At 64.4% G+C, this 15,281-nt stretch carries 14 protein-coding genes; 4 read left to right on the top strand and 10 right to left on the bottom strand.

All coding sequences use genetic code 11. The features are described from left to right. The first annotated feature begins 106 nt into the window (after nucleotides 1-106). Nucleotides 107-667: an NADPH-dependent FMN reductase gene (locus M5B96_RS15370; RefSeq protein WP_248797537.1), complete on the top strand. Its 561-nt coding sequence runs from the start codon at nucleotides 107-109 to the stop codon at nucleotides 665-667. Here M5B96_RS15370 and M5B96_RS15365 read toward each other — a convergent pair. Continuing rightward, entirely contained in the window at nucleotides 664-1,326 is a 663-nt protein-coding gene (locus M5B96_RS15365) for a TetR/AcrR family transcriptional regulator (protein WP_248797535.1), read from the bottom strand. The genes M5B96_RS15370 and M5B96_RS15365 overlap by 4 nt on opposite strands. Nucleotides 1,327-1,379: 53 nt before the next feature. On the opposite strand from M5B96_RS15365, the gene M5B96_RS15360 reads away from it, so the two are divergent. Then, complete coding sequence (locus tag M5B96_RS15360; protein WP_248797534.1) at nucleotides 1,380-2,483, top strand: DUF2855 family protein; 1,104 nt, start codon at nucleotides 1,380-1,382, stop codon at nucleotides 2,481-2,483. A 110-nt stretch (nucleotides 2,484-2,593) separates the two neighbouring features. Here M5B96_RS15360 and phnX read toward each other — a convergent pair whose 3' ends face one another. Together phnX and M5B96_RS15350 are read right to left on the bottom strand one after the other, a co-directional pair. After that, nucleotides 2,594-3,421 (bottom strand): phosphonoacetaldehyde hydrolase, encoded by an 828-nt coding sequence (gene phnX / locus M5B96_RS15355; RefSeq protein ID WP_248797533.1) that lies wholly within the window; start codon nucleotides 3,419-3,421, stop codon nucleotides 2,594-2,596. A gap of 131 nt (nucleotides 3,422-3,552) precedes the next feature. Next, entirely contained in the window at nucleotides 3,553-4,662 is a 1,110-nt protein-coding gene (locus tag M5B96_RS15350) for a 2-aminoethylphosphonate--pyruvate transaminase (RefSeq protein WP_248797532.1), read from the bottom strand. Nucleotides 4,663-4,775: 113 nt separating this feature from the next. Here M5B96_RS15350 and M5B96_RS15345 point away from each other — a divergent pair, with 113 nt between their 5' ends. After that, nucleotides 4,776-5,660, top strand: a complete 885-nt coding sequence (locus M5B96_RS15345) for a LysR substrate-binding domain-containing protein (RefSeq protein ID WP_248797632.1) — start codon at nucleotides 4,776-4,778, stop codon at nucleotides 5,658-5,660. Here M5B96_RS15345 and M5B96_RS15340 read toward each other — a convergent pair. Continuing rightward, nucleotides 5,606-7,441, bottom strand: a complete 1,836-nt coding sequence (locus M5B96_RS15340) for a type VI secretion system Vgr family protein (RefSeq protein ID WP_248797531.1) — start codon at nucleotides 7,439-7,441, stop codon at nucleotides 5,606-5,608. The genes M5B96_RS15345 and M5B96_RS15340 overlap by 55 nt on opposite strands. A gap of 215 nt (nucleotides 7,442-7,656) precedes the next feature. Here M5B96_RS15340 and M5B96_RS15335 point away from each other — a divergent pair, with 215 nt between their 5' ends. Beyond that, a complete protein-coding gene (locus M5B96_RS15335; protein WP_248797530.1) occupies nucleotides 7,657-8,361 on the top strand; it encodes a YebC/PmpR family DNA-binding transcriptional regulator in 705 nt (234 codons plus the stop codon). A 144-nt stretch (nucleotides 8,362-8,505) separates the two neighbouring features. On the opposite strand, the gene M5B96_RS15330 is transcribed toward M5B96_RS15335, so the two are convergent. The 6 genes from M5B96_RS15330 to M5B96_RS15305 all read right to left on the bottom strand — a co-directional run bounded on the left by M5B96_RS15330 (nucleotide 8,506) and on the right by M5B96_RS15305 (nucleotide 15,276). Beyond that, on the bottom strand, nucleotides 8,506-9,816 hold the full coding sequence (locus M5B96_RS15330) for a leucine-rich repeat-containing protein kinase family protein (RefSeq protein ID WP_248797529.1): 1,311 nt from the start codon (nucleotides 9,814-9,816) through the stop codon (nucleotides 8,506-8,508). A 99-nt stretch (nucleotides 9,817-9,915) separates the two neighbouring features. Next, nucleotides 9,916-11,061, bottom strand: coding sequence for a cell division protein ZapE (zapE, locus tag M5B96_RS15325; protein ID WP_248797527.1), 1,146 nt, complete (start codon nucleotides 11,059-11,061; stop codon nucleotides 9,916-9,918). A 235-nt stretch (nucleotides 11,062-11,296) separates the two neighbouring features. Next, nucleotides 11,297-12,349, bottom strand: coding sequence for an ABC transporter substrate-binding protein (locus M5B96_RS15320; protein ID WP_248797526.1), 1,053 nt, complete (start codon nucleotides 12,347-12,349; stop codon nucleotides 11,297-11,299). Nucleotides 12,350-12,382: 33 nt separating this feature from the next. Next, entirely contained in the window at nucleotides 12,383-13,498 is a 1,116-nt protein-coding gene (locus tag M5B96_RS15315; protein WP_248797524.1) for an NAD(P)/FAD-dependent oxidoreductase, read from the bottom strand. Further along, a complete protein-coding gene (locus M5B96_RS15310; RefSeq protein ID WP_248797523.1) occupies nucleotides 13,495-14,850 on the bottom strand; it encodes an NAD(P)/FAD-dependent oxidoreductase in 1,356 nt (451 codons plus the stop codon). Before M5B96_RS15310 ends, M5B96_RS15315 begins: the two co-directional genes overlap by 4 nt. A 135-nt stretch (nucleotides 14,851-14,985) precedes the next feature. Then, nucleotides 14,986-15,276, bottom strand: a complete 291-nt coding sequence (locus M5B96_RS15305; RefSeq protein ID WP_248797521.1) for a (2Fe-2S)-binding protein — start codon at nucleotides 15,274-15,276, stop codon at nucleotides 14,986-14,988. Nucleotides 15,277-15,281 lie beyond the last annotated feature (5 nt).

The raw sequence follows: 15,281 nt of genomic DNA, 5'->3' as shown, positions 1-15,281 counted from the left end.
GGCATTGATGGGGAAAGCAGTGGACTGACGGGGGAAAAATCGTCGGGCCGGTGGCGCGTGATCATCTATAACTACTGTTCCTTCGCCCAGATAGTCGGGAGTTCTTATGAGCAACGTCTACACGGTCGCTGTCCTGGTCGGCAGCTTGAGAAAACAATCGATCAACCGCAAGGTCGCGCTGGCCTTGGCCGGGCTGGCACCGGCGAACCTGAAGCTTGCGATCGTCGAGATCGGCGATCTGCCGCTTTACAGCGAGGATATCGATGCCGACGCGCCGCCGGCGGCCTACCAGGTTTTTCGCGAACGGGTCCGGTCCGCCGACGCCGTGCTGTTCGTCACCCCGGAATACAACCGTTCGGTGCCCGGGGTCTTGAAGAATGCTATTGACGTCGGTTCCCGGCCCTATGGCAAAAGTGCCTGGAGCGGCAAGCCGGGCGCGGTGATCAGTGCCTCGCCGGGTGCGATTGGCGGGTTCGGCGCCAATCACCATCTGCGCCAGTCCCTGGTGTTCCTCGATGTGCCGTGCATGCAACAGCCGGAAGCTTATCTGAGCGGTGCGGGCAGTGCATTCGACGAGGCCGGGCAACCGTCGGAGTCGGTCAAACCCTTCCTGCAGAGCTTTATCAATGCCTATGGGCAATGGGTTGAGCGCAACAAGAAGGCCTAGAGCGGGTTTTCCAGGCGCTGACGGATCAGCCCCTGGGTTTCCTGTAACCAGGTATCAATCTGCTCCGCCGATAATTGCGCGGTGATGCAGTAGCGCCGCCCACCCCAGATCAGCACCAGCCAGGCATCGATCGCTTCCCGCGAGGGGCGGGAGGCCAGGTCGGTACAGGCATCGAAGGCTTCCCGCCATTTCTGCGACAGCTCCTGGAAGACCCGCTGATGGTGCTTGGGCTCGGCGATCTGGTGTTCGAGCATCAGCAGCGGGTAATCGAACAACGGCTGATTCGGACTGGCCGGATGAGCACTGAGATGCACCAGTCGTTCGACGCGGGCCTGCCAGCCCAGGCCCTCGGCACGGATCACCTGGTCATCGAGCTGGCGTAGCAGGCGCTCGACGCTATGGCGCACATAACCGGACAGCAGCGCAGCCTTGCTCGGGAAATAATCGTACAACGTACCGATGGCAACACCGGCTTCCAGGGCCACCGCACGGGTGGTCAGGGCGGACCAGCCGCCGCGTTGCCAAATCCGAACAAAGGCCTCGTAAATGGCCTCGACGGTGAATATCGCTCGCGCCTGGCTGGGTCGCTTGAGCGGCTTGGCGCGGGGCTTGAGGCTGTGCACAGCCGGCTTGCCGGCGTTTCCGAACCCGTTCTTCATGGTCTGCCATTAAGCTGGTCCCACCCGCAATCGTCGCAGATAGGAGTCTGATTATGCCCAGTGCCAGCACGGTAACACGACTGATCACCCGCAAGAACGGCCTTGACCAGAGCCGCATCGAAGTGCAGGAACGAAGCCTGGTGGCCGCTCCCGGCGAGGCGATCCTCAAGGTTGAACGCTGCGCCCTGACCACCAATAACATAACCTACGCCGCTTATGGCGATTCGATGAGTTACTGGGGCTTTTTCCCTACCGGGCAGTCGGAGTGGGGCCAGATACCGGTATGGGGTTTTGCCGATGTGTTGGTGTCGAATGTCGATGGGGTGACGGTGGGGGAACGCTTCTACGGTTACTTTCCGATTGCCAGCCATCTGTGGATGAAGCCGGAGCGGGTGACCGAACGGGGCTTTTATGACGCCGCCGAGCACCGCAAGGACCTGACCTCGGCCTATAACCAGTACACGCGCTGCGGCTGGGACCCTTACTACGGCACGGGCACCGAGGATCTGCAGATCCTGCTCAAACCGTTGTTCCTGACCTCGGCGATGCTCGCCGACTTCCTCGAGGACAACCGCTTCTTCGGTGCCACGCGCCTGGTGTTTTCCAGTGCATCGAGCAAGACCGCCTTTGGTACGGCGGTGTGCCTGGAGGGCCGGCCCGAGTTGACCCGTGTCGCCCTGACGTCCCCGGCCAACCGGGCGTTTGTCGCCGGCCTGGGGTGTTATGAACAGACCCTGGCCTATGCAGAACTGGAGCTGTTGGAAACCGACCAGCCGACGCTGTATGTGGATTTTTCCGGTGACCTGGCACTGCGTGACCGGGTGCATCAGCGCCTGGGCCGGCAGTTGCTCTACAGTTGCTTCGCCGGTTCCGCGCAAACCACGGGCGAGGCGCGACTCACGGCGATCGAAGGGCCGCAGCCAGTGTTCTTCTTCGCGCCGATCCAGATCCGTAAACGTAACGCCGAATGGGGGCCGGAACGGGTGAGCGGCTATATCGGCGAGGGCCTGCAACGTTTCTACCGGACGGTGAGTGAAGGGCCGACGCCGTTGCTGGAGGTGGTTGTCGATACTGGCTTCGCCGCCGCCCAGCAACTGATCTCACGGCTCTATCACGGGCAGGTGCCGCCGGCCCAGGGCAATATCATCAAGCTCTGAAATCCCGATGCCGGTGCAATGCTGTGAACACATACCCTGTGGGATCGGAGCTTCCCGCGCAACCTTTGGCGATCTCAAGGGCCCTTTCGCGGGCAAGCTCCGCTCCCACATCAGTTGCCTTGCGGCATTTCACCCTTCGCCAGGCGCTTGTTGATGTCGACGATCACCTGCGGCAGATCGTTGAGGGTGTCGATCAGGTAGTGTGGCCGGGAGCCGGCGAACAGTTCGTGGATACGCTGGCGCTCGGTATCCAGGCTCGCCCGGTCGAGGTCGCGGTACTGTGCGTAGGTCAGCCCCAAGGCATTTCCCGAACACACCAGGGCAACGGTCCACATGCCAGCCCGGCGGCCTTCAAGGATCCCTGGGACGGTGTCGTCGACCTTGACGCAGGCGGCGACATCGTCGATGCCCAGGGCTATCACGTTGGCCAGGGCCTGGGCCGGCCAGGGGCGACCGTTCGGCACCTCGTCGGTGGCCACCACGTGGTCGGCGACATAGCCGTTGCCGGCCGCGAGGGCCACGACTTTTTCCATGACCCGGGCCGGATAACCCGAGCACGAGCCGATCTTCAGGCCCTGCCCGCGCAGTGTGGCGATAGTCTCCAGGGCCCCGGGAATCAGCGCCGAGTGTTCGGCGATCTTCTCGATCTGCAGGGGCATGAAGCGCTCGTAGATGGCCGTGACGTCGTCATCGCTCGGGGCGCGACCGAACACCTTGCGGTAGCGTTCGGTGATCGCCGGTTGGTCGCACAAAGTACGGATATGGTCCCACTTGCCCATGCCCATGGGACCGCGGGCTTCCGCGATGGAGACCGAGACGTCGAATTCGGCGAAGGCCTCGACGAAGATCTGGGTCGGTGCGAACGAACCGAAATCGACGACGGTGCCGGCCCAGTCGAGAATGGCGGCTTGCAGCTGGGTGGGGTTGCGGTAGTTCATGTCGGTCAGCCTTGAATACGATAATAAGGGTGGAAATACGGACCTTTAGGAGCCGGCTTGCCGACGATGGCAGCCGGATAGTCGCTGCAAAACTTGCGGACCTCATCGCCAGCAAGGGACCTGTCGAGTTTCTAGATATCCAGCACTTCCATGTCCCGCATGACCTCGGCGATAGCGGCGACCGCCGCCTGCATATCGCGGCGCCCGACCTGGCCGATACAACCCACGCGAAACGTCTCGACCCGGGTCAGCTTGCCCGGATAAAGAATGAAACCCTTGGCCTTGACCCGTTCGTAGAACGCCTTGAACTGGTAACGCGGATCTTTCGGGGCATGGAAGGTGACGATGATCGGCGCCTGGATCGCCGCCGGGAGGAAGCTGCGCAGGCCGAGTTTGCTCATTTCTTCCAGCAACACCTGGCAGTTGTCGGCATAACGGCCGAGGCGGGCGGGCAGGCCACCTTCCTCGTTGTATTGCAACAGCGCCTCGTGCAGCGCCGCGACCACATGGGTCGGCGGGGTGAAACGCCATTGGCCGGTCCGGGCCATATAGGCGTGCTGATCGTGCAGATCCATCGCCAGCGAATGCGAGTTGCCGGCGGCCGCGGCCAGGGCGTCCTTGCGGGCGAAGACCAAGCCCATCCCGGGTACGCCTTCCAGGCATTTGCCGGACGCAGCGATCAGGGCATCGAACGGCATCTGGCGGGCGTCGATGGGCAAGGCCCCGAACGTGCTCATGGCGTCGATGATCAACCGCTTGCCATGGCGGGCCACCACGTCGGCGATTTCCGCTAACGGATTGAGGATGCCGGTGCTGGTTTCGCAGTGGATCAGCGCGACATGGCTGATGGCCGGATCGGCCTGCAGCAGGCGTTCGACATCGGCGGCGGTGGTGGGTTGGTCCTCAGCGGTTTCGAAGGTGCTGAACGAACGACCCAGTACCTCGCAGATTTTCCCCAGGCGCTGGCCGTAGGCGCCGTTGATCAGCACCAGGACTTTGCCGTGCCGTGGCACCAGGGTGCCGATGGCGGCCTCCACGGCAAAGGTGCCGCTGCCTTGCAAGGGCACGCAATGATGGCTGTCGGCAGCGTTGACGATCGCCAGCAGTTGCTCGCATAGACTGGCCGTCAGTTGGTTGAAGCCCTCGTCCCAGGAGCCCCAGTCCAGGTTCATCGCCTGGCGAGTGCGGGCCGAAGTGGTCAACGGACCCGGGGTGAGCAGGATGGGAGCGGCAGTACGCATGCGGGTTTCTCGCGGCGGGGATCGTTGACGGGATACAGGGCATAAGTTGCCGTTTGACTTGTTATCAATCAAATTGTTTGTTGTTATGCGAGCTATAAGTGAGGCTGATAACTATGAACCTGTTCCAGTTGCGTGCATTCGATGCCGTGGCACGCGAGGGTAGCTTTACCCGCGCCGCGGCCCGCCTGTTTATCAGCCAGCCGGCCGTAACCGGGCATATCAAGGCCCTGGAAGAGCATTACCAGATCACCTTGCTCAGGCGCACGGCGCGGCGCGTCGAACTGACTGCCGAGGGTACCCGGCTGGCGGCGATTACCCGGGCCATGTTCGGTCTGGCCGAGGAAGCCGAGGCCATGCTCGAAGCCAATCGACAATTGTTGACCGGGCGCCTGGAAATTGCCGCGGACGGGCCGCATATGGTCATGCCGATGCTTGCCCGGCTGCGCGCGCGGTATCCGGGGATCACCGTCAACCTGAGGCTGGGCAATGCCCAGGAAACCCTGGCGGCACTGTTGTCCGAGCATGCCGACGTGGCGCTGCTGACCGAGGTCGAGCCGCGCAAGGGCCTGTACCTGCAAGCCCTGAGCGAATCACGGATCTGTGCGCTGGTGCCATGCGGGCATCCATGGCTGGCCGAGCCGCGGGGCATTGCCCTGGCGCAACTGGACCAGGTAATCATGGTGCTGCGCGAACCGGGTTCGATCACCCGGCGCACCTTCGACCGGGCCTGTATACAGGCCGCCGTGAGTCCCCGGGTACTGTTGGAACTGGACAGCCGCGAGGCGGTGACCGAAGCGGTGGCCGCGGAGTTGGGGGTGGGCATCGTCTCGTCGCTGGAAGTCAGTCCTGACCCCCGGGTGCGGGCGCTGCCGATCAGCGCTGACGGCCTGGGCAACCGACACCAGATCGGCTGCCTGGAGCGGCGCAAGGAACTGCGGCTGATTCAGGCGTTTCTCGGGCTGGTACCGGAAACCGTCGCGGTGCCCAGCCCGGCCTGAAGAAAAGCCTGGCGCTGGCGCAGGTTCCAGTGCTGTTGGATGTACTCGTGCACGGCCACGCATTGTCCGGGGTAGAGGAGCCAGAGCTGTTCCGGCGTGGCGGCCAGCTCCTGGGCCAGTCGCCGCCTGCTGGCGGGCCCCAGCAGGGCGGCGCCACGGCTGTCACTGCGGCCTTCCAGGAGGATGTCATCGCGACTCAGGCGCGCCAGTTCCTTGAGTCCGGGGCGGGGCATTCGCACGATGTACCAGATGTTTTCGCACAGGCAGAGTGCGGCGGCGGGCGGTGGTTCGTAGGGGAGTTCATAGAGGTAGAACTCCCCGGGATCGTCGTCCGCCGCGCCGATGTTGTCCTGTACCTGCCACGGCGCGGTGCCGGCGCCTGGCAGATCGGCCAGGGGCGGCGGGTCAACGGCGGCGTACAGGTCTCGCTCGGAAAGGAAACCACAGATCACCGGCTGGTCGGGCTGGTTCTCGACAAAGTCGATCAGCACCTGGCTGCCGACCCGGGGGGCCTGGCTTTGCGCGGCTCCCGGCGATACCCAGCAGCCCGGCGCGCTATCCTCGGCCTGGACGCTGTTCGGCAACTGTACACGCAGGCGTCCATGGGCATCCGGCCGGGCGCTGCCGGCATGTTCGCCCAGCACGGTAGCGATCTGATAACCCTGCGCGGCCGCGGGTTTCTGCCGCAAGGAAGGACGAAATGGCGTTGCCCAGGGGATGGCCCGAAAGTGGTTGCTGTAGCCATGGGCGCTGAAATACTCGTCATGCAGGCCATCGTTGTCCTCGACACTGAACGCGTCGATAGGGCATTTGTCCCAGCCCTGTTCGCCCCGATGCTGTACTTCGGTGATCAGCCATTGATCGTTGAGCGCTTGCCGCGGATGCCCGCCGATCCGCCGCACTTCGCCGCTGCGCAGGCTATCGAGGTTGCTGTAGCCCTGGATCTGGCGTTGTTCGCAGCGCAGTCGTTCGAGGATGCGCTGGCTGCGTTGCTGTTCGTGTCGCTGGCCTGGCGTGGGGCTGGCGGCGTGCAGGCCATAGGCGCGCGCCTGGTTGGCGGCGCCGTCGTCGGGTGCCCGTTGCGGCCAGGCGGGCGTATGCCCGGACAGTCGGCTGTCATGGCTGGCGAGCATCTGGTGACGCTCGTAGAGTTGGCTGATAAACGCCCGTTCAGGTGTCGGGGCGCTGTCGTGACAGGGCACCACGCCGGCCCGTTCGGGAAAACTCTGCGGGTCTTCGGCGAACACCAGGACATGCCGTTGCGGTGTCTGTTCGAAGTGATAGTGGATGCCTTCTTCCTCGCAGAGCCGATTCAGCAACTGCAGGTCGTTTTCATCCTGCTGCAGGCACAGGGCGCGGCGTGGGTACAGGCCGCGCTCGAGTTCGAAGCGGTAATCGGCGGCCTCGAGGTCGTGGGCCTGCAGCAGCCGCAGGAGAATCGCCGGCACGCTCAGGTCGCAGAACGCCCGCCGCCGCGGGCAACGCGCCAGGGCCTGCAGGCGCGGCACCAACAGCACCTGATAATGATACAGGCATGGCTCCAGGTAGCGGCTGCTGATTTGCTCGATGATCCCATGCCAACTGGCCTGCCCGCGGCCCATACTCAGCAGGGCCGGGCGATGTAGCAGGGGCTCCAGGTCCAGGGCGGTGTCGCCGAGCAACTCCATCTCGAAGCGAAAGGGCTCGTTCAAGGCTTCACGGCCCTTGAAGCGGATGACCGGCAAGGGCTCAGGGAGCAGACCGATGGTCAGTGAGATCTGTCGTTCCTTGTCCTGGGGCATTTCGTCTGTTCTCCATGAATTTTGCGGCAGAGGGTACGAAAAGCCGTGGCCCCCCGGACACTGCAAAACGATGTTTGGGAAATTGCCTACGATCATCAGGGTAGAGTCGTAATCTTCGTCAGGTTTTGGTCGATTGGTCGGTTGTGGCCGTATAAACTGGGCGGCAAAGCGTCGGCCAATAAATGTCACGACGCCTCTGATCGAGAGAGTGAGTAATGGGCGCACAGTGGAAGGTTAAACACAAAGAAGCGGCGGCCAACGCCAAGGGCAAGATCTTTGGCAAGCTGGTCAAGGAAATCACCATCGCCGCGCGCAACGGTGCCGACGTCGCCACCAACGCACACCTGCGCCTGGTGGTCGAGCAGGCGAAAAAGGCCTCGATGCCCCGCGAGACCCTGGAACGTGCCATCAAGAAAGGCTCGGGCCAGTTGGGCGAAACCGTGCAGTATCACCGCGTGACCTACGAAGGCTTCGCCCCGCACCAGGTGCCGCTGATCGTTGAATGTGTCACCGACAACATCAACCGCACCGTCGCGGAAATCCGCGTGGCGTTCCGCAAGGGCCAGTTGGGTGCATCGGGTTCGGTGTCCTGGGACTTCAACCATGTCGGCCTGATCGAAGCGGCACCGGACAGCCCGGATGCCGACCCGGAAATGGCGGCGATTGAAGCGGGCGCCCAGGATTTCGAGCCGGGCGAAGAGGGGGCGACCCTGTTCCTCACTGAACCGACCGACCTCGATGCGGTCCAGAAAGCCCTGCCGGAGCAAGGCTTCACCGTATTGTCAGCCAAGCTCGGTTACCAGGCGAAGAACCCGGTCAGCGGCCTGAGCGACGAGCAGATGGCCGAAGTCGAAGCCTTCCTCGAAGGCCTGGACAACCACGACGACGTGCAAGACATGTTTGTCGGCCTGGCCGGCTGATCCTGGCCCCCTTGTGGTGAGCGGGAAAGCCCTGGTGCCATTCGGTTGAGGTCTGACGCGCTCCCACATGAGTCAGGGGGCGCTTTCAATATCCCACGCCCTTATCTGACGGCTATGGGGCAAGCCTGCCCGCTACCTGATCGATTACGCCAGGGTTGCGCAGATCGCCTCGAACCCCGGCCGCGCCAGTACGTCCGGCTGGATGCAGCGCACCTGCAGGTCCTTGAGCAATTCAAGCTCGCGCGCCTCGATCTCCCCGTCGATCCGTTCCAGCAATTCCCCCAGGAAAATCCCGAACGCACGCACCTCGATCCGTTGCAGTGCGCGGGTTTCCAGGCTGTCGGTCGGTGCATGGAACGACGCGGCGCCAAAATCCCCGAGCAGGCAATCGCCGGCTTCGTTGTAGAGAATATTGTGTGCGTACAGGTCGCCATGGCAGAGCCCCAGACGATGCAGATGCGCACCCACCGAGGCGATCCCGCGTGCCATGTGCAAGGCCTGCCCGGCACTGAAGCGGGTCTCGCCCCGGTACACGTCGCGGCTGCACGAATCGAGACTCGGCAATGCCGCAAGGTTGGCGAAGCGCGGATCGATCAGTTCCATCACCAGCCCGGCCTGGCCATCGGGATGGCCGGCGATGCGTCCTTCGACCTTGATCAGGTTCGGATGCCGGCCCGCCGCGATGCAGGCATTCATTTCATTCTGCGGCGAACCGTCGCTGGTCATGCTGCCCTTGTACAGCTTGACCGCCACCGACAAGGCCGATGCCGCCGGGCGGCTCCAGCGCGCCTGGCTGATCACGCCCGAGGCACCTTCGCCCAGGCGCTGTTCAAGTTGCAGTTGATCCCAGTCGATGGTCGGCGTGCGGTCGCCGACCAGCACTTCGCCGGTGTGATCAAGCTTCGGGTTACCGGCATAGGCGATCCAGGCCAGGCTCGGCAGGGTCAACAGCCATTGCGGCAATTCGTCCAACTGGTTGGCGGCGATGCGGATCAATTCCAGCCTATGACAGTCCGCCAGGGTGGCGGGCAGGGCGCGCAGGCGATTGCCCGCCAGCATGAGCTTCTGCAGCAACGGTCGGCGGCCCAGTTCTTCCGGCAGTTCGCTGATGCGGTTGTCGGTCAGGATCAGCCAGCGCAACAGGGGAGGCAGGCCGGCAGCCGACACCTGCTCGATGCGGTTGGCCTTGAACGCGACCATGCTCAGTTTGGCGCACTGGCCCAGGCAGGCCGGCAATTCGGTGAACAGGTTGTCCGAGCAGAACAGGATACGCAGGTGTGTCAGCCGGTGCAGGTCGTCCGGCAGGCTGCTCAGCGCGTTACCGCTCAGATTGAGGATTTCCAGGGAGTCGGCCAACTGGAAGATTTCCCGGGGGAACTCGCTCAGCCCGCAGGACAGGTCGAGTCGCTTGATACCGGTCAGTTGGCCGGCGCGCAGTTGGGCAAGGGTATCCATAAGCGGGCGTGAGTACTCGTCGCGATCATCGAAAAAAGATCGTCATGATAGCAATGTTGTTGAGCCGAGGCGCGCTGATGAGCGGGCGCGGGGCGTGGATCAGCCCAGGCTGCTGGCCGCCGGCCCGACTTCGAGCAACTGCCCCAGGCGGCTGCGGGTCCGCGCCAGGTCGATGGCGTTGCCGCCGAGGCTGTCACGTAGCGGCCGCTCGCCGATCAACAGCAGGCGCTTGTCCTGGTCGTACAGCACGTCGATCAGGTTGATGAACCGCTGCTGGGCCGCGATCGAACAGTCTTCAAGGTTGGGCAGCTCATCGATGATCCAGGTGTCGAAGCGTCGGCACAGCTCCAGGTAGTCCATCACGGCGGTGGGTTGGTCGCACAGGTCGGTGAATTCGAAACGCACGGTGCGCTCGGCACACAGGCGCACGTTAAGTTGCCGGGCCCCCACCCGCAGGCCGAAGGCCGGGGCCTGGCGTTGCGGTAGCTGCAGCGCCTGGCGTTGTGCCGGGCAGCCCGGCCAGACGTACTGGCCCTGGGTGAATTGCTGCTGGGTATGGCTGCGTGGCTGGCTGCGGTAGTCATGCGGGCCACCGATCTCCATGACCTCCATGCGGGCGTTGATCAGGTCGATCACCGGCTTGAAGCGGGCGTGGTAGAGCGGATTGGGCAGCAAGCCTTCGGGTGGGTAATTGGAGGTGAGCAACACCAGCACGCCGCGCTGGAACAGGGCCTTGAACAGTCGGCTGATGAGCATGGCATCGCCGATGTCATGCACATGGAACTCGTCGAAGCACAGCAGCCGGCAATCCTTGAGCAGTTCGTCCAGGGTCCGGCCCAGGGCATCCGGCGTTTGCCGATGACGGAACATGCCCTGGTGCAGGTGGGTAAAGAAATCGTGGAAATGCACCCGCTGTTTCTCGGCAATCGGCACGGCCTGGAAAAAGCCGTCCAGCAACCAGCTCTTGCCGCGTCCGACCGCACCGTACAGGTACAGGCTGCGTTGGCGGCCCTGGGGCACGCCGTCCAGCAGCGCGCTGGCCTGCTGCGCCAGGCGTTCGATAACCCGCTGCTGGCTCAGGCTCAGGGTGTAACCCTGGTGGTTGGCCTTGCGTCGGAAATACTCGTGCACGTCGTGGGACGGCGCTACGACGCTGGCCTTGCCGGCGAAAGCCTTGCCGAAGAAACGGCGCAAGGCTGGCCAACGGGGTTTCATGCCAGGGCGATCGGGGGGCGGAGCGGCCAACGGAGAGGATCCCTTTGCGTAAAAAACCAGAGCGGCTGGGTCATGGTGGTGTGACAAGCATCGCACCCGGCGAAGGTCAGCGCCATCTTGCCGATGGTCGCGCTAATGTAACCAATCCCCGGTGTGTCGGCCAGGCCACGCCGCCAGCCGGTCCTCTACTGACAAGCTGATACTGGATTGGAGTGCGTGAGCTGGCCACACCGTGATGGCCCTCTCAGATGAGTGACCGTGGCTTCTAGCGCTCGATACTGCGGTTCCAGCGCGCGTTCCACTCAGGCCGCAGCAGGTTGACCTGGTCCCAGTCGATGGCCACCGCTGTGTCCAGGTATTGCTTCATGGCCTCGACCTGGCCGCGGGTCTTGTCGGTGGTCGGGGTGTTGGGGTTGGACGGAATCTGGTCGCCATCCTCCAGCGCCGCCGCCTGGGCCTCGGGAGTCAGGAGGAACTCGGCGAGTTTCTGCGCCAGCGCCGGCTCGGTGTTGTTGGCAATCGCACACTCGGCGACGTTCAGCACCACCGCGCCTTCCTTGGGTTGCGCGTACTCCACCGGGATGCCCTTGAGCTTGAGCGCGGTGACCTGGGTCGGGGTCAGCGGAAACAGCGCCGCCTCGTCGGTCTGGACCATCTCCGAAAGCTTGGCCGAACTCGGGATGTACTCCAGCACATTGCGCCCCACGCTGCCCGGCCAGGCCTTGAAGCCCGGCTCGACATTGCTCTCGCTGCCGCCCTGGATCCGATTGAACATCAGGAAACCGTGCAGGCCGAAGGTCGAGGACGACATCGACTGGAACACCAGTTTGTCCTTGTACTTGCTGTCCGCCATGTCCATCCACGAGGTTGGCGCGGCCCAGCCTTTTGCCTTGAACAACCGCGTGTTGTAGGCCAGCCCGGTCACTCCCAGGCTGACCGCCACCGCCTGGTCCTTGATCCGCCCCTTGACCGGGATCTGCGCCAGGGTCGGGCTGTCTTCGAGTTTGCCGCACAGGCCCATGGAGATCGCCCGGTACATGATCCCGTCATCGAGGAAGATTACGTGCAACTGCGGGTTGTCCTTGCTCGCCTGGACCTTGGCGAGGATGTCGGCGGACGTGCCCGGTACAATGACCACCTTGACGTGATTGGCCTTTTCGAAGGGTGGTAGCACCTTGTCGCTGTACAAACGTTCCATGGTCCCGCCGTTCATGCCCAGGTACAGCGTGGGCTCGGCCTGGGCCGGCGCGGCGCCGAGCAGGGCCATGAGAGGCAGGCAGGACAAACCGATCAGGGCATTGCGTTGAGTCTTCTTCATGGCGCGATCTTCCTCTGGGTTCTGACGGCCCGCTCAAACGGCGGGAGTGGATTGGAAACGGGTAATGGAAAAAGCTTCGATCGGCGTCGACGACTGGCCCTGGCACACCAGCTCGGCGAGGACCTCACCCACCGCCGGGCCGATCTGGAAGCCCGCTCCGGCGAAACCGAAGGCGTGCAGCAGGCCGGGTTGGGTATCGCTCGGGCCGATCACCGGCTGGCGGTCGGGCAGGTAGCCTTCGGTGCCGCTCCAGGTACGAATTGCCTGGGCCCCTTGCAGGAACGGATAGAGCTCGACGGCCTGGCGGAGAATCTCCAGCACGGCGCTCTGCCCTGGTCGGGCGCGGGCGTGGTCGAGGGCAAAGCCCTGACCGCCACCCAATACGCAATTGCCGCGACAGACCTGGCGGGCATAGATGCCGCCGCCCTCGACGCCGGTACTGGCGTCCATCACCAGGGGCAAGGGTTCGGTCACCAGCATCGCCGGATGACCGGAATACATCGGCACCGCTTCACCGAACTGCGCGGCAAGGCTGCCGGCCCAGGCGCCGGCGCAATTGAGCAGCCAGGGCGCGCGGACCTCGAGGCCTGTGCGGGTGCGCAGGATAAAGCGTCGACCGTCGTGCTCGACCTGGGTCACCTCGCTCTGTTCCAGCACCGTTGCACCGAGCTGACGGGCGGCGCGGGCAAACGCCGGGGACACCAACCGGGGATTGGCGTGGCCATCGTCGGGGCAGAAGGAGGCGCCCTCGGCGACCTGGCCGACCCATGGAAAACGTTGGCGTAGCTGCTCGCGGTCAAGCACTTGCAGAGCGAGCCCGAAGCCCTGGCTGCTGTCGGCATAGGCTTGCAGGGCGGCCAGATCGTCGAGGCTGCGGGCCAGCTTGAGATGCCCCGAGCGCTGGTATTCGCCGTCGATGCCGATCAGTTCTGGCAGGCGGGCCCAGATTCCGTGGGCGCGTTGGGACAGTGGCAACTGCGACAGCGGTCGACCCTGGCGGCGCACGCCACCGTAGTTCACGCCGCTGGAGTGCGAGCCGCAGAAGTCCCGCTCAAGCAGCACCACGCTACGACCTTGGCGGCTCAAGGCCAGGGCCGCCGAAGCGCCGACGATGCCACCGCCGAGAATCACCGCGTCGACTTCGATCATGGCGCGACCTCCACGCCAAAGGGCAGCGGTTTGATCGGCGCCTGGGCACGCAGCCGGCCGATGCTGTCCAGGCCCAGGCCGCTTTCGCAGGCGATGATTTCCGCTGCCGCCGCGCCGCAGATCCGGCCCTGGCAGCGGCCCATGCCGACCCGGCAATGGGCCTTGACCCGATTGATTTCCCAATGGCCTTCGCGGACCACCGCGCGCACCTCGCCGACGCTGACTTCTTCGCAGCGGCACAGCATCAGCGTGTCCGGTGCTTCCGTGGCCCAGTGCTCGGGGAAGAGGAATGCCTGTTCCAGCCCATGGCGGAAGGCACTGATGCGTTGCAGGCGAGTCTCCAGAAATGCTGTGCGCTGTGGATCGACAATGCGCCCCAGATCTTCCAGCAGGGCCAGGGCGGCTCGCTCGCCAGCCATTTCCGCGGCATCGGCGCCCATGATTCCGGCGCCATCGCCGGCCAGGTAGACACCCGCCATGCTGCTGCGTCCGGCATTGTCCCGCTCCGGCAGCCAGGCGCGATTCAAGGGGTTCCAACTGAAACGGCAGCCCAGCAGATCGGCCAATTGGGTTTCGCTGCGTAGCCCGTGGGCGAAGGCCAGCGCGTCGCAGTCGATGGAGCGCAGGTAGCCGCCCTGGCGCCAGCGCAGCGATTGCACGCGGCGTTCGCCGTCGACCTGCCGCGGATGGGCGTCCTGGTGTACCGGGATGCCGTGGGCTGTCAGCCAACTGCGGTAATACAGGCCCTTGGCGAGGGTCAGCGGTTGCCCGAGCAAACCGGGCAGGGCGCGGCACTGGGCGCTGAACGGCGTGCTGTCGAGCACCGCCGCCACCTTCGCTCCGGCCTTGGCATATTGGTAGGCCACCAGATACAGCAGCGGTCCGCTGCCGGCGAACACCACGCGTTGGCCGATGGCACAGCCCTGATATTTCAAGGCAATCTGCGCGGCACCGAGACTGTAGACCCCGGGCAAGGTCCAGCCGGGTATCGGCAGCACCCGGTCGGTGGCGCCGGTGGCGACGATCACCTTCGAGTAGGCCAGGCGTCCGGCCCGGCCTTGTTGCAGGGTATCGAGGGCGCCGTCCTCGGCGTTCCACACCAGGGTGTCGGGCCGGTAGTCGAGCTGTTCGCGCAGCTGCTCCAGGGTCTGGTGGATCGCCGCCGCCTTGCGGGCTTCGAATCCATAGAGTTTTACCGGCGAACGACGAAAGTTCTCCGGCTGACGCCGATAGATCTGCCCGCCACCACGCGCGGCTTCATCCAGTAGGCAGGGGCGCAGGCCATGGGCAACCAAGGTTTGCGCGGCACGAATGCCGGCCGGTCCGGCCCCGACGACAACGATCTCAGACATGGGCAGCCCGCCGCATTGTGGGAGCGAGCTTGCTCGTGATGGGCGTCAACGAAAACATGGGGTCCCTGGATAATCGCGCTGCCCTTGCGTTCATCGCGAGCAAGCTCGCTCCTGCCGCGGGAGATTTTATGTACGTCATGGCGTGTTTCTCCCTTCTCGACGAACCTGCTGCCCGGCTTCGAGCATCGTCGAGCAGGCGCGCACCCGGCGTCCGTCGGCCAGCCTGACCCAGCAATCCTGGCAGGCGCCCATCAGGCAGAACCCGGCGCGGGGCTCGCCGCTGAAGTCGCTGTGGCGCAGGTATTCACCGGCGGTGAGCAGCGCGGTCAGCAGGGTATCGCCCTGCAAACCGCTGGCTGGTTCGCCGTCGAGGGTAAAGTCCAGGGCCGGGCGGTCGCCTTCGGCCAGTCGTGTCAGCAGTGCCATGTCGG

Source organism: Pseudomonas sp. MWU13-2105 (assembly GCF_023242315.1).
GTDB lineage: Bacteria > Pseudomonadota > Gammaproteobacteria > Pseudomonadales > Pseudomonadaceae > Aquipseudomonas.
This window is presented reverse-complemented; position numbering and strand designations above follow the sequence as displayed.

Coding starts and splice junctions, on each gene's coding strand:
- M5B96_RS15370 (WP_248797537.1), top strand. CDS start 107: ATGAGCAACGTCTACACGGTCGCTGTCCTGGTCGGCAGCTTGAGAAAA.
- M5B96_RS15365 (WP_248797535.1), bottom strand. CDS start 1,326: ATGAAGAACGGGTTCGGAAACGCCGGCAAGCCGGCTGTGCACAGCCTC.
- M5B96_RS15360 (WP_248797534.1), top strand. CDS start 1,380: ATGCCCAGTGCCAGCACGGTAACACGACTGATCACCCGCAAGAACGGC.
- phnX (WP_248797533.1), bottom strand. CDS start 3,421: ATGAACTACCGCAACCCCACCCAGCTGCAAGCCGCCATTCTCGACTGG.
- M5B96_RS15350 (WP_248797532.1), bottom strand. CDS start 4,662: ATGCGTACTGCCGCTCCCATCCTGCTCACCCCGGGTCCGTTGACCACT.
- M5B96_RS15345 (WP_248797632.1), top strand. CDS start 4,776: ATGAACCTGTTCCAGTTGCGTGCATTCGATGCCGTGGCACGCGAGGGT.
- M5B96_RS15340 (WP_248797531.1), bottom strand. CDS start 7,441: ATGCCCCAGGACAAGGAACGACAGATCTCACTGACCATCGGTCTGCTC.
- M5B96_RS15335 (WP_248797530.1), top strand. CDS start 7,657: ATGGGCGCACAGTGGAAGGTTAAACACAAAGAAGCGGCGGCCAACGCC.
- M5B96_RS15330 (WP_248797529.1), bottom strand. CDS start 9,816: ATGGATACCCTTGCCCAACTGCGCGCCGGCCAACTGACCGGTATCAAG.
- M5B96_RS15320 (WP_248797526.1), bottom strand. CDS start 12,349: ATGAAGAAGACTCAACGCAATGCCCTGATCGGTTTGTCCTGCCTGCCT.
- M5B96_RS15315 (WP_248797524.1), bottom strand. CDS start 13,498: ATGATCGAAGTCGACGCGGTGATTCTCGGCGGTGGCATCGTCGGCGCT.
- M5B96_RS15310 (WP_248797523.1), bottom strand. CDS start 14,850: ATGTCTGAGATCGTTGTCGTCGGGGCCGGACCGGCCGGCATTCGTGCC.
- M5B96_RS15305 (WP_248797521.1), bottom strand. CDS start 15,276: ATGGCACTGCTGACACGACTGGCCGAAGGCGACCGCCCGGCCCTGGAC.